Origin of the sequence: Pukyongia salina (assembly GCF_002966125.1) — a bacterium.
In the GTDB taxonomy this organism is placed as follows: domain Bacteria; phylum Bacteroidota; class Bacteroidia; order Flavobacteriales; family Flavobacteriaceae; genus Pukyongia; species Pukyongia salina.
This window is the reverse complement of the sequence record NZ_CP027062.1, coordinates 947,717-969,588: the sequence shown is the minus strand read 5'-3', so window position 1 is coordinate 969,588 and position 21,872 is coordinate 947,717. Positions and strand designations below refer to the sequence as shown.

Here is a 21,872-nt window from a genome sequence, read left to right as displayed (position 1 = left end):
CGGTTCAAATAGGGTAACAAGAGAAAAGTCTTCCGGCGAACAGAAGACTTTTCATATAAAAAAAGAAAATGCGACTATTTGATAAGGAGTGATTTACTGTAAAACTGGCCTCCCATAGAAATTCGGTATATATACTGTCCAAAACTTAGCCTGGAGCCTAATGCAGCTTTAACATCTACCGAATGTACACCGGGGAACAGCACTTCATTTTTAAGGGTTCCCAGTTCTTTTCCCATTATATCGTAGAGCTTTAGATCGATATGGCTGGTGTTGGTCATGTTCATTTCAATGTATACCCTGTTATTTTTATACACCGGCGCATGAACGAAAGTGGTTACATTGCCAAAATCGGTATTCGACAACGAATCACAATTAATTCCCAGGTCCAGTTCGGGGTAATTCTCATTAAGCAGAATAAGATCGATCACTGTTGGATCCAAACAAAACCAATTGGTAAGTACGCTGGAATAGACAGAACGGAAATCGGCCGTAGGGATGAGATTATCATGGCTGTCCCAGGTTAACAGGTCGGGATGGGTTCCCACAAATCCATTTCCATTAAGCCCCGGCCCGAATAAAAGAACAGGCGAAGCAGCGCCGTGGTCTGTACCATTAGAACCATTCTCATAAGGTCTTCGGCCAAATTCGGAAATGGTCATACAGAGCACATCATTCTGCATTTCGGCTGCTTCCAGATCTGTATAGAAACTTTGTAAAGTATCAGACAGGTCTTCCAGTAACGCCCTGTGCTCATCGGGCTGGTTGGCATGTGTATCGAAACTTCCCAGGGTGACCATATATACTTTGGTCCCCAACCCTCCTTTGATCATCCTTGCCACAATAGACATTTGGCTGGCCAGATCTTCGTCGCTATAAGTGGCTTGATTCGTCGAGTTCATGTATGCGTCGTTGATCACACCTGCGTAGGTAAAGGTTGTATTTGTGGTGGAGCGCATAAAGAATAATTTATCACCATATACACATTCTGGGATATCCAAGAGGTCGTGAATTTGCCCGTTTTGGGCGACGCTCTCCAATTGTTGCGGATTGGCAACAGAAAACGCATAATTAGTTTCCTGGCCTTCAAATACCAGGTTGCCTATGCTTCCAATCTGTATTGCAGGTGGAACTTCCGGGGGATTTATGAGGTAGTCCGGATACAGATGTTCATAATAGCGGCCCCACCATCCGGTAGGTTCGATGACCGTATCTGCTGCCGAAGCCCAGATATCCGATGAACGAAAATGAGATAGATTCTGCTGCGGATATCCAACACCGTGTACCACTTTCATTTGCCCTTCTCCCCACATGGCTTCGAGGCTACTCATATAATTGGGAATGGCAAAGTCTGCATTCAGGTTTGTAAGTTCGCTTTGTTGATGCCGGATCGTTGGTCGCAAATTGGCATAGGTGGCATAATCGTAAATGGGTACTATGGTGTTCAAGCCGTCATTTCCTCCTTTGAGCCTTATAATTACCATGATACGATCTGTTTCGCTTTCGGCGAGTGCCACTGAAAGCGGAGAAGGTTTGGAGGCTGTTACTGCAGCATTCCCCAACATGATACTACCTCCACCGGCAAGCCCCAGCGCCTGGATAAATGATCTTCTGCTCCATTCGGCATGTTCCTGATCGTGAATAAGCTTTTGGTCCTTGGTAGCTTCTTTTTTCTTAAAATTATGATTCGTACACATGAGCAGGTTATTTAAGTTGGAATTCGGGCATTCGTGCTATATGATTTAGCAGCAAGGTAACCTGATAGGGTGCTGTAGACCAATCTAAATTCCAGGTTCCGTTGTCATAATAGTTCTGCGGGACATCCCATTTAAAGATGTCTGTGGCTATGTCGTAGTCGGTAATGGTATATAATTGCTTCGGAACAAAATGATCTACCAGTACCTGGGTGATATAATAGGGGTCGTTGCTATTATTGGTGAGGGCTTTGGCCAGATCGGTCAACGTAAGTTCGTATCCATTTCCGAAGAGATAGGTCACATATAGCTCCATTAGCTCCCAACGTCCGGTAAGTGTAGAGGTATTAATCCACTCCTCATCCCGTTGCCAACCGGCAACATCTGGGGGATTGAAAATTTCCTGCCCCATAAGTCCTGAATAATACAGAAAGGCATCCATGATACTAGTATCATAGAAGAACTCGGTCTCATTAACAAAGCCGAAAATCGTGTCGAAAGGACTCTTGATCACCACGCCTATAGCGCGCTCATCGAAAAAATGTTCGCTTTTAAATAGTTGTTTCAATACAGGAACCAGTTCGTAATTATTTGCCATCATGGTTTGAGCCAGGGGCTCAATTATGTCCTGTATGATTAGAGCATCCACAGAAGGGCTCACGAAGTATTTATAAAGCTTTGTGCATATAAATTTACACACATCGAGTCCGCGTTCCTGGAATAAAATATCGATCACGTCCGAATACCCCCAATTACCATCCTGGCCGAAAATACTTTTAAGTCCGGTATCGTGAGTACTTACATCGAAATAGATCTGGCCTCCAAATTCGGTCCAGTGATTATAACCGGTAAGGGCTCTGGAAGTTTCTATAATGTCTGTCTGGCTGTAACCATTTCCTTCTCCCAGCGTAAAGAGTTCGTATAATTCCCTGGCGTAGTTTTCATTCGGGTTTACATTGGTGTTTTCATATCCGTTCAGGTAAAGTAACATGGCATTGCTAATTCCTATATCGTGCACGAAGGTTTTGAAATTCCCCAATGCGTGCGTTTGAACGGTGTTGTAATACTGAAATAAATAAGGCGCATAAAAATACACTTCCAGTTCGGTGACAAAATGGTTCATCCAGAAAGCCGAAAGGCGTCCACGAAGATCTTCAGTCATAAAGTCGTTTCCCGCCTGAATACGCCAGTCGAATATAAATTGTTCGTTCTCCGTTTCGTAATCGGTAAAATCTCCCAATGCCCAGTAGCCCCATGGTGGAGCAGCGGTAGGGGGTAGCGCGAAGGCTGCATCCACAAGAGAGTCGATAAATTGGCCCGGGCTCATTGGCAGGGCAAGGTCTACGGTGTCTTGGGAAGCACTAAACCCTAACCTGCGATATACATGTTTAATCTTACTTACATTCCAGGGATTTTGAGCGGAAGGCACGTATGCCGCCAAAGTTGAAGCATTGCAAGATGGGGCTGCAATTGTTTCCATAGCTGTATTTTTTAAGTTCGAGACAGCTAAATATATTGAATTATAGTTATTTATGGTAAGCCAGGCCTAAATTTAACGTAAAAGACTAACTTTAGTTTTTAAACTAAGAATAGAAAAGAATATATGGTAACACCACCTTATTTGCAGGCTGGCGATACTATTGGGATCGTCTCCACGGCCCGAAAAGTAAACAAGACTGAATTACAACCGGCCCTGGATCTGCTTGCACGATGGGGCCTGAAAGTAAAACTTGGCGAGAGTATAGGTGCCGAAAAGGACCAGTTTGCGGGTGAAGATGCGTTACGAGCCAGGGACTTTCAGCAAATGCTGGATGATGAACAGATAAAAGCGATCTGGTGTGCCAGAGGGGGATATGGTACAGTACGTATTATCGACCTACTCGATTTTCAGAAGTTTGCTGCCAACCCAAAATGGATCATTGGATACAGCGATATTACCGTACTTCATGCTCACCTTAATGGCAGAGGAGTGGAAACCCTGCATGCGCAAATGCCTTTGGATATCGATAAAAAGACTGTAGAGACGGCAACATCATTGAAGGAATTACTGTTTGGTAAACCATATACAATTAGGTATACGGATATATCTGGGATCTCCCGCAACGGCTCGGCCGAAGGAGTCCTGGTGGGAGGGAATCTGTCTGTTTTGTATTCTTTATGCGGAAGTGCCTCACAATTAAATACAGCCGGTAAGATCTTATTCCTGGAAGATCTGGACGAATATCTGTACCATGTTGACAGAATGCTTCAGAATTTAAAAAGAAATGGTTATTTCAATTCCCTGAACGGATTGATCATTGGAGGACTTACCGATATGAACGACAATACCATTCCATACGGGAAAACGGCCGAAGAAATTGTGGAAGAAATTGTTTCTAAGTACAACTTCCCTGTTTGTTATTATTTCCCTGCAGGCCATGTAAATGATAACCGGGCATTAATCATGGGCCGAAATGTACAGTTAACTGTTACAGGACCCGATGTTGCACTGCAATTCACTTCTTAAGAATTTGTAAGGCTTGCCGTTATCAAATGAGAGGGATCATCTTCTCTTGTCGATGTAATGACCATACCCATATTTCATGAAATCAGACCAATAGTGCCCAATTCTAGGGACCTAATATTATGATTTTTTGCAAATTGAAAAATGGCTTATCATAACGAACTGGGAAAACTTGGTGAGGATCTGGCAGTTCAATATTTGTTGAAGAACGGGTACAGGATTTTATGTCGGAATTTTATCTACGAAAAAGCCGAGATCGATATCATTGCCGAAAATTCAAATCAACTGGTGATAGTTGAGGTGAAGACCAGAAACAGCATAGTTTTTGGAGATCCGCAAAGCTTTGTGAATCCCCGAAAAATTAAACATTTGGTAAGAGCTGCGAATGAATACGTAGTAGTTAATAGGATCGATCTGGAAGTACGATTTGATATCATTTCTGTATTAAAAAACAATAAGCAGGAGTGTGTAGAGCATTTTAAAAATGCTTTTTATCATTTCTGAATAGTGTAACTGTAAAAGCAGGCGGGGTTCTTATTTTAAACGGAAAGGCTGAAGCACATCCAGCGCTTTGTCCACCGAAGATATTCTTTCGAAAGTAAGCATTAGGCGAAGGCCGTTTCGGGTTTGCTTTTCTTTCATTTTTACGTGTTGTGGATGATTTTGAACATATTGTAGCACCCTGGAAAAAGTAGGACTCTGGTAATACGCACTGTGCTGGTCACTCACAAAATATCCTACCAGCCTGTTTTTTTTCATCACCACTCTTTCCAGCCCCATGGAAATTGCGATCCATTTTATACGAACGCTATTTAACAGATCTGCTGCTTCATCCGGGAGTTCTCCAAACCTGTCGATGAGTTCCGATTCAAATTTTTTAAGCTCTTCTTCCGTATTTAGGGCGTTGAGTTTTTGGTACAAATTAAGCCGTTCGGTTATATTATTTACATAGTCGTCCGGGAAGAGCAATTCGAAATCTGTGTCGATTACGGCTTCCTTTACAAAATCCTTTAGCTCGTGTTCCGTGCCGGCATAGAGATCTTTGAATTCTTTTTCCTTTAGTTCGTCTATGGCTTCAGAAAGAATCTTTTGATAGGTCTCAAAACCGATCTCGTTAATAAAGCCACTTTGTTCACCTCCAAGCAGATCCCCTGCGCCCCTGATTTCCAGATCCTTCATGGCAATATTAAAGCCACTACCCAGTTCACTAAATTGTTCGAGAGCCGTTAATCGTTTTCTGGCGTCGTCTGTAATGGCAGAGAATGGTGGGGTAATAAAGTAGCAAAATGCTTTTTTATTAGAACGGCCCACTCGGCCTCGCATCTGGTGAAGATCTGAGAGTCCGAAGTTATTCGCATTATTGATAAAAATGGTGTTCGCATTGGGCACATCCAGGCCGCTTTCAATTATGGTGGTTGAAACCAGTACATCGAATTCATTGTTCATGAAGGCAAGCATGAGTTGCTCCAATTTCCTTCCTTCCATCTGCCCATGACCAATCCCTATCTTCGCATCGGGCACCAGGCGCTGTATCATTCCGGCCACCTCCTTTATGTTCTCAATGCGGTTATGTACAAAAAATACTTGTCCGCCGCGCGAGATCTCATACCGGATCGCATCCCGGATAACCTCTTCCGAAAACCGAATCACACGGGTGTCCACGGGATAACGGTTGGGTGGTGGAGTGGTGATGACCGATAAGTCCCTGGCCGCCATCAGGCTAAATTGCAGGGTTCTTGGAATGGGCGTAGCGGTCAAGGTAAGAGTGTCTACGTTTTCCTTGAGTGTTTTCAATTTGTCCTTTACCGCTACTCCAAACTTTTGTTCTTCGTCTATAATTAAAAGGCCAAGAGCATTAAATACCACCGATTTGTTGACCAACTGGTGTGTACCTATAACTATATCAAGTTTCCCACTGGCCAATCCTTCAAGTACGGCCCTTCTCTGTTTAGCACTTCGGAAACGGTTAAGGTAGTCTACATTTACCGGCATATCGGCCAGGCGTTCGGTAAAGGTCTTAAAATGCTGGAATGCCAATATGGTAGTAGGAACCAGGACCGCTACCTGTTTTCCATTATCAACCGCTTTAAAGGCGGCACGTATGGCGACCTCTGTCTTTCCGAAGCCAACATCACCGCAAACCAGACGATCCATAGGCCTTTCGTTCTCCATATCCCGCTTTACGTCTTCTGTGGCCGTGACCTGGTCTGGGGTGTCTTCATAAATGAAAGACGATTCCAATTCGTGTTGCAGATACGAATCGGGAGCAAAAGCAACCCCCTTCTGTAGTCGGCGTTTTGCGTATAACTCAATAAGGTTAAACGCGATCTCCTTAACACGCTTCTTTGTTTTCTGTTTTAATTTTTTCCAGGCAGCGCTTCCCAGTTTGTAAATTTTTGGAACAGCGCCATCTTTTCCATTGTATTTAGAGATCTTATGCAGCGAGTGAATGCTCAGGTACAATATATCCCTTTCCCCATAGATCAATTTTATGGCTTCCTGTTGTTTCCCTTCCACGTCTATCTTTTGCAGCCCGCCAAATTTCCCTATCCCGTGATCGATATGCGTAACATAATCACCCACTTCAAGATTTGTAAGCTCTTTAAGAGTGATCGCCTGTTTTTTGGCATAGCTGTTTTTCAGATGAAATTTATGATAGCGTTCAAAGATCTGGTGATCGGTATAACAGACGTTTTTCTGGTCGTGATCTATAAACCCGTTGAACAATGGAAAAACGATGGTCTCAAATTCGTCCACATGCTGCTGGGCATCTTCAAAAATATCATGGAAGCGTTTCGCCTGTTGATCACTGCTGCAAAAAATATAGTTCTTATACCCGTTTGAAGAGTTGGTGTTGAGGTTTTCAATAAGCAGATCGAATTGCTTATTGAATGAAGGTTGTGGGGTAGTATTAAACGTAATAATGCATTTTTGCGATGATACTGCTTTATTGTTAAGATCTATTACCGAAAATTCCTCGAGTTGTGCTTTCAATAGGGCAGAAGTACAGAAGAGATCCGAAGGGGGGCTCATGGCTACCGTGGTTTCGGTTTCCTTAAAAGCATTCTCGGCCTTTTTGAAGAGCTTATCCATGGCCGAAGACAACAGTTCTCTGTTTTTCAGATAAACAAGGGTTTTTGCTGAAATATATTTAAGGAAACTCTCTCGATTTTCCTGGATCATTTTATTCTCTACATTCGGAATGATCGAGATTCGCTTTACCTGCTCAAGTGAAAGCTGTGTTTCCACATCGAAAGTACGTATACTGTCTACTTCATCTCCAAAGAATTCGATACGGTATGGTTCGTCATGGCTAAAAGAAAACACATCCAGTATTCCACCTCGCACCGAAAATTCCCCGGGTTCCGTGACAAAATCGGTTCGTTTAAAACGATATTCGAACAGTACTTCATTCACAAAATCCACACTAACTTCTTCACCTACCTTTAGCTTAAGTGTGTTTTTTTCCAGTTCCCTTCGTGTAACAACTTTTTCGAACAACGCTTCCGGATAGGTGACAATGATTGCCGGTTTCCGTCTGGAATTGATACGATTAAGCACCTCACTTCTCAGGAGTACATTGGCATTATCGGTTTCGTCTATCTGATATGGTCTTCTATAACTCCCAGGGTAAAACAAAACGTTTTGGTCTCCCAGCAAGTTTTCCAGATCGTTCAAGTGGTACGCAGCATCTTCTTTGTCGTTTAAGATGAGCAGATAGGGAATTTCGGAAGTTCTGAAGAGTTCGGCTATTACCAAAGAAAGTGAGGATCCTACAAGGCCGTTAACCCCTATGTTTTTTTCGGAATTGGCAATAGCCCGCCGCAGTTTTCGAATTTCCGAAGACTGTTCAAAAAGCGACCAAACCTGGGCTTTACTCATTGCGGGCAAAGATAATACAGCCTGATATCAAATAAAACAGTTAACTAACTTTTCTAGATCTTCTCGGGTATTGTATAAATGTGGAGAGATCCGTATCGCCTCACCCCTATACGAAACCTGGATGTTACTCTCGGTAAGAGACTGCTTTATAGTCTCCATGGACTTTCTCCCCCTGGTATAGATCCCAAACAGATGATGCCCTCGGTATTCAGGGGCTTCAATATAATAGCCATGATTAGTAAGAGTCTGGATAGCATCGTACGTGATCTCCTTGCAATATTGCTGAATTCCCTCCGTAGTCCAGTCCATGATCTGCCTGATAGCCTCTGCCAGCATTGGGACATGGATAAAATTACTGGATTCACCCATATCGAAGCGGCTTGCCTTTGGTTTAAATTTCGGGTTGTACCTGGCGAGGTTTGTAAAATCTTCACTACCCTGATGGTTTATCCAGTTATCTTCCAGAGGAGCACCCTCATAGAATCGTTCACCATAATATGCCATTCCAAGCCCATAAGCCCCCATGAGCCATTTGTATCCACCACAGATCAAAGCATCCGGCTGTATATCTGAAGTAGAAAAAGGCAAGGCACCTATACTTTGTGTCCCGTCTATAATGAGATAGGCCTCCGTCGCCAAGGTTTTTTTACGTACTGCTTGTAGATCGAATAGTGTTCCATCAGACCAATGCACTTGCGGTATTGCCACTACCTTAGTTTGTTCGTTTATCGCATCTAATAAACGCTGGTTCCAAATTGAGCCTCTACCTGGGGTAAGAGGAGGTGCGTTTACCTTAACTATCTTTACATCATGCGTTCTTTCCAATTCCATCCATCCATAAACATTACTTGGAAATTGATCCTCCAACACGATGATCTCATCACCTCTTTTAAACTCAATATTCTTTATTACAGTCCCAATTCCGTATGAGACAGAGGGGATGATAGACACACAATCGGGATGGGGTGCGTGAATTAACCGTGCAAACCTTTCTTTAAGCAGTTGTCTGTCTGTGAAGAAATCCTGGCTCTTAATATTTTGGGGATTGGATTTTCGCTTCAAATTTTCAATCCCGATTCTTTCAACAGACTGCAGGAAAGGAGACATGGTTGCACAGTTGAGGTAAGTAACCTCGTCTATAAGTGAGAACAAATGTTTTTTACACGTTAGCATTAGCGACTCAGGTTTTGTTTCAGTTTTTTAATAGGGCTGGTATCACGATTCATATAGCCATGTATTGAACTGCTTATAAACAGAACAACGGCACAAGAGATGGCTGCAATTTTTACGGCTTCGTTACTTTCCCAATTGGCAACGGCAATAGCAGTCAGAGCCCAGGAACCCACCAAGGCGAATTCCCGCATGCTGCGCGTCCAGGTTAGCACGAGACCGATCAATGTTGCAATTGTGACCATAACTACTGTCCATATAGTTTCGGAAATTCCAAATCCATCCCACCCGATCTTAACCAGCCAGGCGGCAACATTGGCTATACTTGCCACTGTTACCCATCCGCAGTAAATCACAAATGGCCACCATAAAAATGCGATCACTGTTAGAGGGGCGTCCCAGCGCTCCATGTTGTTATTTACAACTATCTTCAGTAAAGAAAATAAAAGCAGGAATATGCACAGTACCGAAATGCCTGTATACTGATAGATCCAGCAGTATACCCAGAGACAATTAGCTATACAGGAAACGATAAACCACCAGCCTGTCTTGCTTACAAGATCATCTTTTTTTACCCGCATGAAAAGGCTACGGCTTTGATAGATCACAAAAGCCAAGAGCAAGAGATAAATCAGTCCCCATATGGCAAATGCGTAGGGAGCTGGCGTGAATAAAGTATCTACCTGGGCCGATACTTCACCAATAGTTGTATTATTAATTCTCCCTGTATTAGACAAATAATTAACTAGCAGGACCGCGATAAATGCGACAATATTGAGAATTTGTAATGTTCTTTTCATTAAAAAGCCGGTTTAATTGATCTTGATCTTTGCCAATGTTTTCTGTAAAACCTTCCTGTCTTCATAAGTTTTCAGAACCACAAAGTACCATCTTCGCAACACGCTGTCCACTGTAAAAATTTCTCCTTTGTTGTGATTGGCGATCGATTTTTCAAATTCCGGGACCATGGTTTTTTCGTTGAACCAACCCAGATCTCCCCCATTTACGGAGCCACTAACATCCATCGAATACCTGGAAGCAAGAGAAGCAAAGGATACACCTTTGGCATACTGTTTCATTACTTTAGTACGAATACCATCTATTTTTCGGTACCGGTGTACACTACCGTCCAGAAAGATATAACTTACCCGAAACTGTTTTATGCTGTCCTCTGCGATGAGTTTATACATATATGTTTCACCATCTTCCGTTATTATATAAGGGGTACCACTTATTAATTGCGATTCATGATCGACCCAGTTTTGATCGTTGGGAGTTAGCTTTTCCATTTGTATGGTCCATCCGGGCAAATATTCGCTGGCATATCCAATTTCTTCCTCCGTTTTAATATCATTCATAATAGCCTGGGCCTCGGACCTGGTTTGACCAAATAAAACATGGCTATGTAAAAAGATAAAAACAAAGGTAATTAAGGCCGAACCCGCTGCCTTTTTCATAAGGGGCTTAATAAGAAAAATAAGGCTGGGAAAATATCTCATAGAATTTAAATTAAAGATAGATGATGCGATTCTTTAAAATAAAGATTTTAGTAAAGATTTAGGAGGTTTTTTCCGAAGAAAATATCAGTTTAAAAGCGCGAATAGTTTTATTTTTGCAATATAAATTTGAATTATGACATTTACCGAATTATTTGAAAGTGGAGAAAAATCCAGAAAACTTAGTCATTTTGCATCAATAATGCGGATGGCACTTGTTAATGGCGAACTGGTTGATGAAGAGAAGCGTTTACTTACGCGTTTTGCCGAAAAGCTTGATATAACTCCTTCCGAATTGGCAAAGATAGAAAAAGACCCCTCCGTATATCCGATGAATCCTCCAAATTCGGCCGAAGAACGTTTAGCAATGATGCTCGATCTGTTCAAGATCATTTTTGCCGATAATGAGATAGATGATAATGAGAAGGAATTATTAAAACGTTACGCCATTGGCCTGGGATACACAGAGGATTTAGCAAATAAATTAATCAAGCGGTCCATCCAGATATTTGAAGGTGGGCTCGACCTTGAAGACTACAGATACTTGCTTAATAGAAAGTAAGACCAGGTTTTTAAGACTCTCTAATGAGTTGTTCAATACATTTGAACAACTCATTTTTTGTATATGGCTTTGGAAGAAATGCAGATGCTCCTGCGTCCAATACAGCTTTTTGCTCTTCCTTTAAAGTATTTCCACTGGCGATAAGTATAGGCAGATTCGCAATCGCATCCTGATCATGACCGCGAATCTTTTTAATTAGATCGATACCGTTTATATCGGGCAAAGCAGATTTAAACATGATAAGATGGTAACGATTGTTTGCTAATAGCTCGAAGGCGTGATCTGAATTAATTGCCATTTCAATCACATATCCCTTTTCGTTATTGAGAAAGGTTTTCATCATCAGCATCTGGTTAGTGGTCTCGTCCTCAATGATAAGAATGCGCTTGCTCATTAGTATACCCGATCCTTTGGGAACAGTTTTCGTCCCCTTGCTTGCCGGTCGTACCTTAAAGGGGAACTCGCAGGTGAACAAAGTTCCTTTTCCTTCTTCACTAACCACCTGAACTTTTCCGTCCAGGGATTCGGTAAGGTCCTTTACAATTTTTAACCCCAATCCTTCACCCAACGGCTTAAGTTTATCAACCTTTAACTGAAAATACGAATCGAATACCTTATCGAGTTTGTCTTCAGGGATTCCCGTACCACTATCTGAAATAAGGATCTTAATTTTGGTACTAGCTTTATTTTTATTTTCAGCCTTTACCAACATAGTTATATAACCGTCTGTTGTGTTTCTGAAAGAATTTTCAAGCAGGTTAAATAGGATCTGGTTGAGGCGGGCCGGGTCCCCGATCAATTTACGGGGCACATTATTGTCTATAGACACATTGAATTCGACAGGGTTATTGGCGTATTTTAAATTGAAATGATTCTGAAGGTTATTCACCAAATGCCCCAGGTTGAAGTTCACACTTTTAATGTCCAGGACACCTCGCTCTATTTTGGAGATGTCCAGCATATCGTCCATTAAGATCTTTAGGTGCATACCAGTTTTCTGCATGACCTTTAGGGTTTCATTCTGGTCGTAATCAAGTTTGGTTTCCTTGAGGATCTCCATAAAACCCAGTAGATTATTCAGCGGATTCCTGATCTCGTGATTGAGATTAGACAAAAAATTATTTTTGAACTCTTCCTTTGCTTCCAGTAATTGTTTTTCGAAGGCTAGTTTGTTCTTCGCGATGGAGGCTACATTTTTTTCCTGAACCAGGGGTTGCGAAGCTTCGTAATGTTCGGTAAAATCAAATATCAGTAAATACAACTTCTTCCCTTTCCGAAGAAAATCTACATCCACTATACGCGGATTGCTAACAGAGTCTACATTTACACATGGTATCTTGAGACTGTCTTTAACCGTAGGAAGTAGTGGGATCACTCCCTCGAAGAAGGGATGAAGATCGGCGATAGTACTTTTTACCGGGAGATCGAAAATGGAATTATCGCTTGCTACAATTACGCCCTGATCGGTTATTTCTATTTCCTGAATCCTGCGGTCTAAGATTTCGGTTTTTAACTTCGCACTCATATTATAGTGTTCGTTTGGCAAGATCGAGGAACATATCTTCTACATTTTCTCCAGTTTTTGCACTGGTGAAGTAACAATTCTCAAATTCTTTATCCTTAAAGAATTCTTTGGTGAAGTCTTCGGTAAATAGATCCGATTTGTTACCTACCAGGCACACCGGAATGTTCTCATGATTTTTCGCTAAAAAGTTCATCTCGCTGTTAATATCCTCATAGGTTTCCTGCCGGCTCACATCGAAAACATAAATAAAGCCCTGGCTTCCCAAAAGATATGAACTTCGTGCCTTCTCAATGGAATTATTACCTTCTATATCCCATATAATGAGCGTTACAGGTTCATCGTTTACAACAACATCCTTCTTCTTTACATGCACCCCTACCGTTACAAGATAATCCTCGCTAAAGGCACTATCGATATATCGGCGTACCAAACTCGTCTTCCCAACACCAAAATGCCCAAGTAACACTATTTTTTTAACAGTTGCCATATCTATTTTTCAAGTGTTAAAATAACGAAATAAATTAAGAGGGGGAGTAATCTTTTACAAAGAGAATAAAAAGAAACTATAGAATCAATTTTTTATCATCAAATTTTTAAAGACTTTCCATACTTCTCGGAGGAAATACAATGGTATATAACAGACTATAGAGTGTCAAACTATTCAGGACCAATTTGCCATGTGTTTTATAAGTATCTCTTCCACCGCCTCGCGAGAGAGGGAGGTTATTTTTGAGGTGAGTTTTTTAGAGAGCTCTAAAAGATCGTTCTCAAGTTTGCTTTCAAAACTACGGGTATAATTTCCGGAGACCACAACGGCAATGTAATAGGAAAAGAAATTCTGAATATGGATCGTATACAGCTCGTATTCTATGGCTTCGAGATTCTGGGCTCCTCCGGAGAACGCATCTTCCACAAAACTTTTAATGGCTGTAAGCATCCCCGATACCATATCCTTATCCATGGTTTCTGTTGTACTGTGATTTCCAAGCAATAAACCAGATCCCTTTTCAATGATGAACACTTCATTTATGGTGGGCATGTTGCTTTCAGAAAGGATAAGGTCACTTTCTTTAACACCGGTAAATACAGATCGAATCTTGCGTTTAAATCCTGCTACCGAGAACGTATTATTTACCTTCTTGTTGATATTTTCTGAAAGTAATTTTATTTCATTCTGAATATATCGTTTTATCATTTTTCCCATGATGGGATATAACGCCTCGACCACCTGGTCTTTGGAGTTCTCGATTTGTTCTTTTAAAGTTTTAGTGATGGTTGGTCCAAGAGTAGTGGGAATCTCCGAGACAAATTGATCCAGCCGCTGTTCGATAATCGGGTCTACTTTCTGTGATAGTTTCTCGCGTTTATCGAGGGTTTCGGAAAGGGTCTCCAGGCGTTGAGATACTGCCCGGGCAACTTCCCTGTCATCTATCAACAGGATCTCCCGAAGCAACTTCAATTTGTTCTCGTCCTCCTTGACCATTGGTATTAAATAAGTATTAATTGGTGTTAAGAGCTAATCTTTTCACCTAGGCTAATAAGCAGTTTCCCTAGTTCTTTACGATCGACCTTTTCTTCTGAAAGCGCCTCAGCCCTGGCGTTGAAGGAATCTTCAAGATCTGTGATGCGGATATTAACATCTGTGCTTAGCGAATCAATAGACTGCATCAGCTCTTCTCGAACTTCATCGATATACGCCTGAAGGTCCTTTTTCTTTTTTTCGAGGTCTTTCTTTAAAGTTGTGAATTCACTATCGTATTGCTCGATATTCTCCCCAAAAATGAGATTTTTTATAGCCTCTATCTTTGACGAAGAATCTATATTTCCTGTGTTATCTTTTGGTGTAGTTTTTTTCGCCATGACGCGCTAGTGTTAAAGATTTAGCTAAATTTAAGAAAAATGTTAACAAAAGCCGGAAATTTTACACTTTATGCATTTTGCATAAACTCTTCGGCTTTCAGTACCATGTTTCTGCTTCCACAGATAAATGGAACTCTTTGATGTAATTCGGTAGGCTGAATGTCCAGGATTCGGGTAAAACCATTACTTGCTAAACCACCAGCTTGCTCGGCTATAAAAGCCATAGGGTTACATTCGTATAATAACCTTAGTTTACCATCCGGATTTTTAGCGGTGTTGGGATAAATATAAATCCCTCCTTTTATCATATTTCTATGAAAATCGGACACAAGTGACCCGATATAGCGCGAAGTGTAAGGACGATCACCTTCTTCTCGCTGGCAATACTTAATATAATCCTTCACTCCCTGAGGAAAATGCACATAGTTTCCTTCGTTCACCGAATAAATGGTACCGTCTTCCGGGAATTGCATATTAGGATGAGAATGGTAATAAGTCCCTATAGCAGGATTAAGGGTGAAGCCATTTACACCGTGCCCCGTGGTATAAACTATCATGGTAGAAGTTCCGTAGATTATATATCCGGCAGCTACCTGCTTATTCCCGGGTTGTAAAAAATCCTCCAGGGTTACGGGGGTGCCAGAAGGTGTGACCCGTCTGTAAATGGAAAAAATAGTCCCCACAGAAACGTTCACATCTATATTGGAAGAACCGTCCAATGGGTCTATTAAAACCACGTATTTGTTATCATTATTCTGGTTCCTGCCTTTTATTGTAATGAAATGGTCCTCTTCTTCGCTGGCGATCCCACATACGATCTCCCGGTTGGTAAGGGTTTTTATAAATGCTTCATTGGCGTAAACGTCGAGTTTCTGCTGGCTCTCGCCCTGAACATTTGTCTCACCCGCCGCTCCCAGTATATCCACCAGGCCGGCTTTGTTAACTTCGTGGTTCACCACTTTGGCCGCCAGCCTTATCGAATTTATAAGACGGGATAATTCTCCCGAGGAATACTTGAACTCTTCTTGATTTTCAATAATAAATTCCCCGAGGGTCTGGTTTTTATGGCGCATTGCGGTTAAGGTGTTGCAGATTTAGGGCAAATATCGTGATTTTTGGAAAATTGAACCGATATTTGTCGGTAAACTCTACCCATGGAAATTGTAATTAGAAATGCAGTTCGTGAAGATATGTCTTCGGTGCTGCAACTTATAAAAGAATTGGCCGAGTTCGAAAAAGAACCCAACGCTGTTGAAGTGACTCGTAATGAACTTGAAGACGCCGGATTTGGTGAACACAAACAGTTCGACTGTTTTGTTGCTGAAGTTGAACAGAATATCGTAGGAATGGCGCTGATCTATTTCCGGTTCTCCACTTGGAAAGGAAAAACAGTTCATCTGGAAGATCTCATTGTCACCGAAGAAATGCGAGGGAAAGGTGTGGGCCAGGCACTATATCGTCGGGTACTGAAATTCGCACTCGATCAGGGTGTGAAACGGGTAAATTGGGTGGTGCTGGATTGGAATAAGCCGGCGATCGAATTTTACGAACGCAGTGGGGCAACCATTTTAAGTAATTGGTGGCAGGTAGAGATGGAAGAACCTGCCTTGAAAGCATATATCGGTAATTAACTATGAAAGTATTTAAATTTGGAGGCGCCTCTGTTAAAGACGCCGAAGGAGTTCGGAACCTAAAAAAAATAATAGATATCAGCGGAGAGACCAATCTCATTGTAGTGGTCTCGGCTATGGGGAAGATGACCAATCACCTGGAAGGGATCGTTAGCTCCTACCTGGGTAAGAATGATGATCTGGGTTCACAGATTATGGAATTTAGAGAGTATCATCACAATATAATGTTGAAATTATTTTCTAATCAATCCCATCCTGTATATAACGAGGTTAGAAAATTTTATGCGAAACTGGAGAATTTCCTGGAGACCAACCGATCTCAAAAACACGCTTATGTATACGACCAGGTGGTTTGTTATGGAGAATTGATCTCTACTACCATAGTCTCTGCTTTTCTTCAGGATGAAGGGCTTAACAACAGCTGGCTGGACGTGAGAAGCTGTATTGTTACCGATGCTAATTTCAGGGATGCTAAAGTAGATTGGGAGAAAACACAACAACGGATCACCGAGAATGTGAGTGTTAAGGGGATCACCATAACTCAGGGATTTCTTGGTTCGGATCTGGAAAATAATTTTTCTACCACTTTGGGGCGGGAGGGAAGTGACTACACTGCCGCTATTTTTGCTTATTGCCTCAATGCCGATAGCGTGACAATTTGGAAAGATGTTCCGGGAGTATTAAATGCCGACCCAAGGTATTTTGGCAATACGCGCCTTTTACATAACATCTCCTATACCGAAGCAATTGAACTGGCATTCTACGGGGCCTCTGTAATTCACCCAAAAACCCTTCAGCCTCTTCAACGAAAGGAGATACCATTGTTTGTAAAATCCTTTTTAAATCCTGAAAATGCAGGCACCTGCGTGGGAAAGGGTGTTGCACTCAATCCGGACACCTCCTGTTTCATCCTAAAACGAGACCAGGTTTTGATCTCGCTCTCTTCTCTGGATTTCAGTTTTATGATGGAAGATAATATTAGCGACATCTTCCGATGGCTGCATGAGTTTAAAATGAAAGTTGAGCTTATTCAGAATTCTGCCATAAGCTTTTCGGTATGTGTGGATAATAAATTTAACCGGCTGGATGATCTGCTGGCTCGATTGAAAGAACGATTTAAAGTGAGCTGTAATGACGGGGTTACCCTTTATACGGTTCGGCATGCCAAACCTTCCGAGATCGACGCATTAATGGAGAATAAAACCGTGCTGTTAAAACAGGAAATCCATGATACAGTGCAGATCGTGATAAAAGAATAACTAATAGCGTTTCGCTATATTTGTGTTTACAGCTAAGGAAACTGTAGCACGTATAAACAACCAAAACCCATGGGATTAGTAAATGCCAAAGAAGTGGCCAGCGCTATTAATGTCGATAAATTCGGCTTTATTGGCACTTTCATGGGCTGGTCGTTAATGAAGTTGCTCAAGATAGATACCATGAATAAGATCTATGATCGCAACAAACATCTTAGCGACCTAGAATTTATAAATGCCCTGCTGGATGAATTTGAGATCAATTTCGAAATTCCCGAAGAAGACCTGAAACGTATCCCAAAATCGGGGACCTTCATTACCATAAGTAACCATCCGCTGGGTGGAATAGATGGTATATTATTACTTAAATTACTTTTAGAACATCGTTCAGATTTCAAGATCATCGCAAACTTTTTATTACATCGCATCGAGCCGCTAAAACCGTATGTGATGCCTGTAAATCCGTTCGAAGATCGAAAAGATGTAAAATCCAGTGTACTCGGGTTTAAAAATGCACTTTCACATATGAAAGAAGGCCACCCTCTTGGGATCTTTCCGGCAGGAGAAGTTTCTACCTATCGGGACGGCAGACTGGTTGTTGACAAACCATGGGAAGTGGCAGCTATGAAACTTATTAAAAAAGCCGAAGTACCCGTTTTACCAATTTATTTTCACGCCAAGAACAGTAAAATGTTTTATCGATTGGCAAAACTTAACGATACTTTTCGCACGGCTAAATTACCTTCGGAACTGCTTACTCAAAAGGAAAGATTGATCAAAGTGCGTATTGGTAATCCTATTTCGGTGGCAGATCAGCAGGAGCATGAGACTCTTGAAGAATTCACTGAATTCCTTCGGAAAAAAACCTATGTCCTCGCAAATCCATTTCAGAAGAAAAAATTACTCGAGAATATTCCGAAGACATTAAAAATTCCGAAGGCACCTAAAAAAATTGCCGGAGCTGTCTCCACCGAGATGATGGAAACAGAGATCGAATTACTAAGAAAGGATGACAAACGACTCCTGATAAGTAAGAATTACGAGGTCTTTCTGGCGCCGGCTCAATATATACCCAATACACTTCAGGAAATTGGCCGATTGCGCGAGATCACTTTTAGAGAAGTTGGGGAAGGGACTAATAACGCAACCGATCTTGACAAATTCGACAGCTATTACCACCATATGTTCCTGTGGGACGGGGACGCCAAAAAACTGGTTGGCGCCTATAGGATGGGATTAGGTTCGAGAATTTTTCCACAGTATGGGATCGATGGATTCTATCTCCAGGATCTGTTTAGGTTCGAGCCTGAACTATACCCGATGATGGAACAATCCATTGAGATGGGAAGGGCATTCATCATTAAAGACTATCAACAGCGGCCTATGCCTTTATTCTTGCTATGGAAAGGAATCGTGCATACCACATTGAGATTTCCCGAGCACAAGTTTCTTATTGGGGGAGTAAGCATAAGCAACAAATTTTCTGAATTCTCCAAGTCCCTCATGATCGAATTCATGAAATCCAATTATTACGATCCGTATGTCGCGCAGTATATCAATCCGAAAAAGGAATTCAAGGTTAAATTAAAAGATGCCGACAAAGATTTTATTTTCGATGAGACAGAGGCCGACCTCAACAAGTTCGACAAACTCATCGATGAGGTAGAGCCCGGTAGTCTTAGACTTCCCGTACTCATCAAAAAATATATCAAGCAGAACGCCAAGGTGGTCGCCTTTAATGTAGACCCTTTATTCAATAATGCGGTAGACGGACTCATGTATATACGCATTGCCGATCTTCCGGAAAGTACAGTGAAACCCGTAATGGAAGAGTTTCAGGCAGAGCTGGAGAAAAAGTACCTTAGTAAAGAGGAAGAAGAATAATCTAATATGTGGATTTACTAAGTACTGCGATGTATTTCTCCATTCGTTTTTTGATGTTCTCCAAACCGTATCCCGGATGATATGAGAAAGTTGAAAAAGTGTTGCTGTAGGTTAGCAGATCACCACCCTCTCCGTCGAGCATAGCACGTTCCCATTGGGCCATTTTTAATTGAACTTCGGCACGTTTCTCATCGTTTTTAATGAATTCGATCTGTTTTTGAAGCGTAAGTAACATTCCAGACTTCCATGGATCGATAAGGTTTTCACAATCTTCCGGTTGTAGCGTACAGCCGTCGATCTCCATCGCCACCCCTATCATCATGTTTTTAAAATCTACATCGGCTCCGGGAATTTCAAGCTGCTGCACCTTTTTGGTTACCTCGCCAATAACCGGTTTCTTAGGACACCCCATCAAGGGTAAAGAAATAGCTAGTGTTAAAAGGAAAATCTTTTTCATGACTTCGATGGTTTTTTGTAAAACTACTGCTAATGCAACATCCCGGCCTCTATGAAAATATAGATTGTTAAAGATTACCAGAATTCATACCTCGAATTAAACCATTGTTGTTTACACTTGTCCAACAGGAGTAGTTGATGATGATTCAGTGACAGGATTTAGGAGGATATCTACTTTCACTGAAATTAAAAAGCGAGGGACATGTCCCTCGCTTTTATCTTTTTTTTGTATTTGACCAGCTATCTATATTCCGGGTTTTCGAAATTCCATCGGCTACCATCATCCCAGTCACCTCGGGAGTTTCCATAAGAATAGTAACCGTTGTTCTTTTTCAGCATAGACGCAAGATGAAGCAGGTTGTAGGTCATAAATGTGGTGTTCCTGTTTGTAAAATCGTTATTTCTCGCGTCGCTTTCCTCATCTAGGTAACTGGGACCGGGCCCTACTTCACCTATCCACCCCGCATCAGCCTGAGGAGGAATGCTGTAGCCTATATGCTGTAATGCGTATAAAATACTCATTGAACAATGTTTTACTCCGTCTTCGTTCCCTGTGATGAGACATCCACCTGCTTTTCCGTAGAAATAATATTGGCCTTCTTCATTTCTTCTGCCACTTTCTCCATACAAGCGTTCGATCAACAAAGTCGCGACGGAGGACTTTTCACCCAGCCAAATAGGCGAACCAATAATTAGAATATCGGCCGCGTCTACTTTTTTCCATAATTCTGGCCATTCGTCCTGGGAAACTCCTTGTTCGGTCATGTCATGATAAACACCAAAAGCCACATTGTGATCTACAAAACGTATATGTTCAACATCAACCCCTTCCTTTTTCATAATATTAGCGGAAAGATTCATCAGGCCTTGCGTGTGACTTATTCGCGGCGTTTTCTTCAAAGTACAGTTAATATATAATGCTTTTAAGTTTGTGAAGTCGGGTTTCATAGTTTTGGTTTTACAAATTAGGATAGGTTCAGGATTGGTCGTTACCTATTGCAGTTTAATTACATCGTTCGTACTTGCGATATGGTATCCTTTATTTACGACTTCCTTATAAGCCGCACTGCCTGGATCCAATACAGGGTTGGTATGATTAAAATGAATGAAATGTATTTTATTTTTTTCTGAAGCTGATAAAGAATCGAACATTGCCATAGATTCGATGATAAATGGATGTGGTATTTCTGAAATATCCCGGGTTTGTATCTCCTCCCCATAGAAAAAAGTAGCGTCGATGAACGCATGATCAACTTCCGAAATCATGTCGATTATGGACAATTCCCATTTCTCCCATTTGTCGATGTCTGGGATGAACAATATTTTCTTTGCTTCACATTCGATCACAAAACCCACGGTCTCCGAAAATTCATCCCGGTGTGGAACTTGCAACGGAGTTACCTTGAGTTGGGGTGCCAAAGAAACCCCTTCACCATTTGTGAGGCCTCTCAGAGAGATATTTTTGTTATTTACGAGAGCATTCCACGGCCCGTTCGATTCCAGAAATTGTTTCATTCTAGGCATCACGTAAACCGGAATTTCATTCGCACCGGCAGCCTCTTTCCCCAGGTACATTAGCCCTGAATAATGACCAATGTGGGCATGGGTAATAAAGATCCCGTTGGGAAATTCAATAGTTGATCCGGCTAGGGATTGCAACATTTTCACCTGGGTGCTTATATCGGGGGTTGCTTCAAATAAATATGTTTTTCCCTGGTGTATGAGTCCTAGCGATACTACTTTCCTATTCGAATCCGGTTGTTCGAAGAGTGTTCTACAACATTCTTTCTTACAGCCAATATGTGGAGATCCACCATCCTGAATGGTGCCAAGAACTATCAGGGAACTTTCGGATATTTTGGCCAGACCAACATCCACAGGATTTGCAGGATCAATCTCCCGATTCGTCTCCTCACAAGATAAGATCATTGAAAGTAAAAGCAAGCACCGAAACCA

20 protein-coding genes are annotated in these 21,872 nt (G+C 41.7%); 6 read left to right on the top strand and 14 right to left on the bottom strand.

Annotated features, from left to right (window positions below):
• Window positions 1-74: 74 nt before the first annotated feature.
• Window positions 75-1,694 (bottom strand): DUF1501 domain-containing protein, encoded by a 1,620-nt coding sequence (locus tag C5O00_RS04330; protein WP_105215264.1) that lies wholly within the window; start codon window positions 1,692-1,694, stop codon window positions 75-77.
• Between the two features lie 7 nt (window positions 1,695-1,701).
• A complete protein-coding gene (locus tag C5O00_RS04325; protein ID WP_105215263.1) occupies window positions 1,702-3,171 on the bottom strand; it encodes a DUF1800 domain-containing protein in 1,470 nt (489 codons plus the stop codon).
• A 123-nt stretch (window positions 3,172-3,294) separates the two neighbouring features.
• Here C5O00_RS04325 and C5O00_RS04320 point away from each other — a divergent pair, with 123 nt between their 5' ends.
• Together C5O00_RS04320 and C5O00_RS04315 are read left to right on the top strand one after the other, a co-directional pair.
• Window positions 3,295-4,197, top strand: a complete 903-nt coding sequence (locus C5O00_RS04320) for a S66 peptidase family protein (RefSeq protein ID WP_105215262.1) — start codon at window positions 3,295-3,297, stop codon at window positions 4,195-4,197.
• Window positions 4,198-4,338: 141 nt separating this feature from the next.
• Window positions 4,339-4,698: a YraN family protein gene (locus C5O00_RS04315; protein WP_105215261.1), complete on the top strand. Its 360-nt coding sequence runs from the start codon at window positions 4,339-4,341 to the stop codon at window positions 4,696-4,698.
• 30 nt (window positions 4,699-4,728) lie between these two features.
• Here C5O00_RS04315 and mfd read toward each other — a convergent pair whose 3' ends face one another.
• The 4 genes from mfd to C5O00_RS04295 are packed head-to-tail and all read right to left on the bottom strand — an operon-like array spanning window position 4,729 to window position 10,703.
• Window positions 4,729-8,076: a transcription-repair coupling factor gene (gene mfd / locus C5O00_RS04310; protein ID WP_105215260.1), complete on the bottom strand. Its 3,348-nt coding sequence runs from the start codon at window positions 8,074-8,076 to the stop codon at window positions 4,729-4,731.
• Window positions 8,077-8,103: 27 nt separating this feature from the next.
• Window positions 8,104-9,249, bottom strand: a complete 1,146-nt coding sequence (locus C5O00_RS04305; RefSeq protein ID WP_105215259.1) for an aminotransferase class V-fold PLP-dependent enzyme — start codon at window positions 9,247-9,249, stop codon at window positions 8,104-8,106.
• Window positions 9,249-10,046, bottom strand: coding sequence for a TspO-related membrane protein (locus C5O00_RS04300; protein WP_105215258.1), 798 nt, complete (start codon window positions 10,044-10,046; stop codon window positions 9,249-9,251). Before C5O00_RS04300 ends, C5O00_RS04305 begins: the two co-directional genes overlap by 1 nt.
• Before the next feature lie 12 nt (window positions 10,047-10,058).
• A complete protein-coding gene (locus tag C5O00_RS04295) occupies window positions 10,059-10,703 on the bottom strand; it encodes a peptidylprolyl isomerase (protein ID WP_158676775.1) in 645 nt (214 codons plus the stop codon).
• A gap of 175 nt (window positions 10,704-10,878) precedes the next feature.
• Here C5O00_RS04295 and C5O00_RS04290 point away from each other — a divergent pair, with 175 nt between their 5' ends.
• The gene (locus C5O00_RS04290; RefSeq protein WP_105215255.1) at window positions 10,879-11,304 is read left to right on the top strand and encodes a TerB family tellurite resistance protein; all 426 of its coding nucleotides are present in this window, start codon (window positions 10,879-10,881) and stop codon (window positions 11,302-11,304) included.
• Between the two features lie 10 nt (window positions 11,305-11,314).
• On the opposite strand, the gene C5O00_RS04285 is transcribed toward C5O00_RS04290, so the two are convergent.
• From C5O00_RS04285 to fbp, 5 genes are all read right to left on the bottom strand, one after another.
• The gene (locus C5O00_RS04285) at window positions 11,315-12,829 is read right to left on the bottom strand and encodes an ATP-binding response regulator (RefSeq protein WP_105215253.1); all 1,515 of its coding nucleotides are present in this window, start codon (window positions 12,827-12,829) and stop codon (window positions 11,315-11,317) included.
• 1 nt (window position 12,830) lies between these two features.
• Window positions 12,831-13,316, bottom strand: a complete 486-nt coding sequence (locus tag C5O00_RS04280) for a Rab family GTPase (protein WP_105215251.1) — start codon at window positions 13,314-13,316, stop codon at window positions 12,831-12,833.
• Between the two features lie 174 nt (window positions 13,317-13,490).
• The gene (locus tag C5O00_RS04275) at window positions 13,491-14,312 is read right to left on the bottom strand and encodes a cell envelope biogenesis protein OmpA (protein WP_105215250.1); all 822 of its coding nucleotides are present in this window, start codon (window positions 14,310-14,312) and stop codon (window positions 13,491-13,493) included.
• A gap of 26 nt (window positions 14,313-14,338) precedes the next feature.
• On the bottom strand, window positions 14,339-14,689 hold the full coding sequence (locus tag C5O00_RS04270) for a fructose 1,6-bisphosphatase (RefSeq protein WP_105215248.1): 351 nt from the start codon (window positions 14,687-14,689) through the stop codon (window positions 14,339-14,341).
• Between the two features lie 68 nt (window positions 14,690-14,757).
• On the bottom strand, window positions 14,758-15,762 hold the full coding sequence (gene fbp, locus C5O00_RS04265) for a class 1 fructose-bisphosphatase (protein ID WP_105215246.1): 1,005 nt from the start codon (window positions 15,760-15,762) through the stop codon (window positions 14,758-14,760).
• An 81-nt stretch (window positions 15,763-15,843) separates the two neighbouring features.
• On the opposite strand from fbp, the gene C5O00_RS04260 reads away from it, so the two are divergent.
• From C5O00_RS04260 to C5O00_RS04250, 3 genes are all read left to right on the top strand, one after another.
• Window positions 15,844-16,320 carry a GNAT family N-acetyltransferase gene (locus tag C5O00_RS04260; protein ID WP_105215244.1) on the top strand — a complete coding sequence of 159 codons (477 nt, stop codon included), beginning with the start codon at window positions 15,844-15,846 and terminating at the stop codon, window positions 16,318-16,320.
• A 2-nt stretch (window positions 16,321-16,322) separates the two neighbouring features.
• Window positions 16,323-17,579, top strand: a complete 1,257-nt coding sequence (locus C5O00_RS04255; RefSeq protein ID WP_105215242.1) for an aspartate kinase — start codon at window positions 16,323-16,325, stop codon at window positions 17,577-17,579.
• Between the two features lie 69 nt (window positions 17,580-17,648).
• Complete coding sequence (locus tag C5O00_RS04250) at window positions 17,649-19,460, top strand: lysophospholipid acyltransferase family protein (protein WP_105215240.1); 1,812 nt, start codon at window positions 17,649-17,651, stop codon at window positions 19,458-19,460.
• A gap of 1 nt (window position 19,461) precedes the next feature.
• Here C5O00_RS04250 and C5O00_RS04245 read toward each other — a convergent pair whose 3' ends face one another.
• From C5O00_RS04245 to C5O00_RS04235, 3 genes are all read right to left on the bottom strand, one after another.
• Complete coding sequence (locus C5O00_RS04245; RefSeq protein ID WP_105215238.1) at window positions 19,462-19,917, bottom strand: hypothetical protein; 456 nt, start codon at window positions 19,915-19,917, stop codon at window positions 19,462-19,464.
• 239 nt (window positions 19,918-20,156) lie between these two features.
• Window positions 20,157-20,864, bottom strand: a complete 708-nt coding sequence (locus C5O00_RS04240) for a flavodoxin family protein (protein ID WP_105215236.1) — start codon at window positions 20,862-20,864, stop codon at window positions 20,157-20,159.
• Between the two features lie 45 nt (window positions 20,865-20,909).
• Window positions 20,910-21,845, bottom strand: a complete 936-nt coding sequence (locus C5O00_RS04235; protein WP_244593026.1) for an MBL fold metallo-hydrolase — start codon at window positions 21,843-21,845, stop codon at window positions 20,910-20,912.
• Between the last annotated feature and the right edge of the window lie 27 nt (window positions 21,846-21,872).

What these genes read in the sequence shown, in the direction of transcription:
- C5O00_RS04270 (WP_105215248.1), bottom strand. Translation starts at nt 14,689, where the DNA reads ATGGCGAAAAAAACTACACCAAAAGATAACACAGGAAATATAGATTCT.
- fbp (WP_105215246.1), bottom strand. Translation starts at nt 15,762, where the DNA reads ATGCGCCATAAAAACCAGACCCTCGGGGAATTTATTATTGAAAATCAA.
- C5O00_RS04235 (WP_244593026.1), bottom strand. Translation starts at nt 21,845, where the DNA reads ATGATCTTATCTTGTGAGGAGACGAATCGGGAGATTGATCCTGCAAAT.
- C5O00_RS04250 (WP_105215240.1), top strand. Translation starts at nt 17,649, where the DNA reads ATGGGATTAGTAAATGCCAAAGAAGTGGCCAGCGCTATTAATGTCGAT.
- C5O00_RS04305 (WP_105215259.1), bottom strand. Translation starts at nt 9,249, where the DNA reads ATGCTAACGTGTAAAAAACATTTGTTCTCACTTATAGACGAGGTTACT.
- C5O00_RS04280 (WP_105215251.1), bottom strand. Translation starts at nt 13,316, where the DNA reads ATGGCAACTGTTAAAAAAATAGTGTTACTTGGGCATTTTGGTGTTGGG.
- C5O00_RS04245 (WP_105215238.1), bottom strand. Translation starts at nt 19,917, where the DNA reads ATGAAAAAGATTTTCCTTTTAACACTAGCTATTTCTTTACCCTTGATG.
- C5O00_RS04240 (WP_105215236.1), bottom strand. Translation starts at nt 20,864, where the DNA reads ATGAAACCCGACTTCACAAACTTAAAAGCATTATATATTAACTGTACT.
- C5O00_RS04315 (WP_105215261.1), top strand. Translation starts at nt 4,339, where the DNA reads ATGGCTTATCATAACGAACTGGGAAAACTTGGTGAGGATCTGGCAGTT.
- C5O00_RS04320 (WP_105215262.1), top strand. Translation starts at nt 3,295, where the DNA reads ATGGTAACACCACCTTATTTGCAGGCTGGCGATACTATTGGGATCGTC.
- C5O00_RS04255 (WP_105215242.1), top strand. Translation starts at nt 16,323, where the DNA reads ATGAAAGTATTTAAATTTGGAGGCGCCTCTGTTAAAGACGCCGAAGGA.
- C5O00_RS04260 (WP_105215244.1), top strand. Translation starts at nt 15,844, where the DNA reads ATGGAAATTGTAATTAGAAATGCAGTTCGTGAAGATATGTCTTCGGTG.
- C5O00_RS04325 (WP_105215263.1), bottom strand. Translation starts at nt 3,171, where the DNA reads ATGGAAACAATTGCAGCCCCATCTTGCAATGCTTCAACTTTGGCGGCA.
- C5O00_RS04330 (WP_105215264.1), bottom strand. Translation starts at nt 1,694, where the DNA reads ATGTGTACGAATCATAATTTTAAGAAAAAAGAAGCTACCAAGGACCAA.
- C5O00_RS04290 (WP_105215255.1), top strand. Translation starts at nt 10,879, where the DNA reads ATGACATTTACCGAATTATTTGAAAGTGGAGAAAAATCCAGAAAACTT.
- mfd (WP_105215260.1), bottom strand. Translation starts at nt 8,076, where the DNA reads ATGAGTAAAGCCCAGGTTTGGTCGCTTTTTGAACAGTCTTCGGAAATT.
- C5O00_RS04285 (WP_105215253.1), bottom strand. Translation starts at nt 12,829, where the DNA reads ATGAGTGCGAAGTTAAAAACCGAAATCTTAGACCGCAGGATTCAGGAA.
- C5O00_RS04295 (WP_158676775.1), bottom strand. Translation starts at nt 10,703, where the DNA reads ATGAAAAAGGCAGCGGGTTCGGCCTTAATTACCTTTGTTTTTATCTTT.
- C5O00_RS04275 (WP_105215250.1), bottom strand. Translation starts at nt 14,312, where the DNA reads ATGGTCAAGGAGGACGAGAACAAATTGAAGTTGCTTCGGGAGATCCTG.
- C5O00_RS04300 (WP_105215258.1), bottom strand. Translation starts at nt 10,046, where the DNA reads ATGAAAAGAACATTACAAATTCTCAATATTGTCGCATTTATCGCGGTC.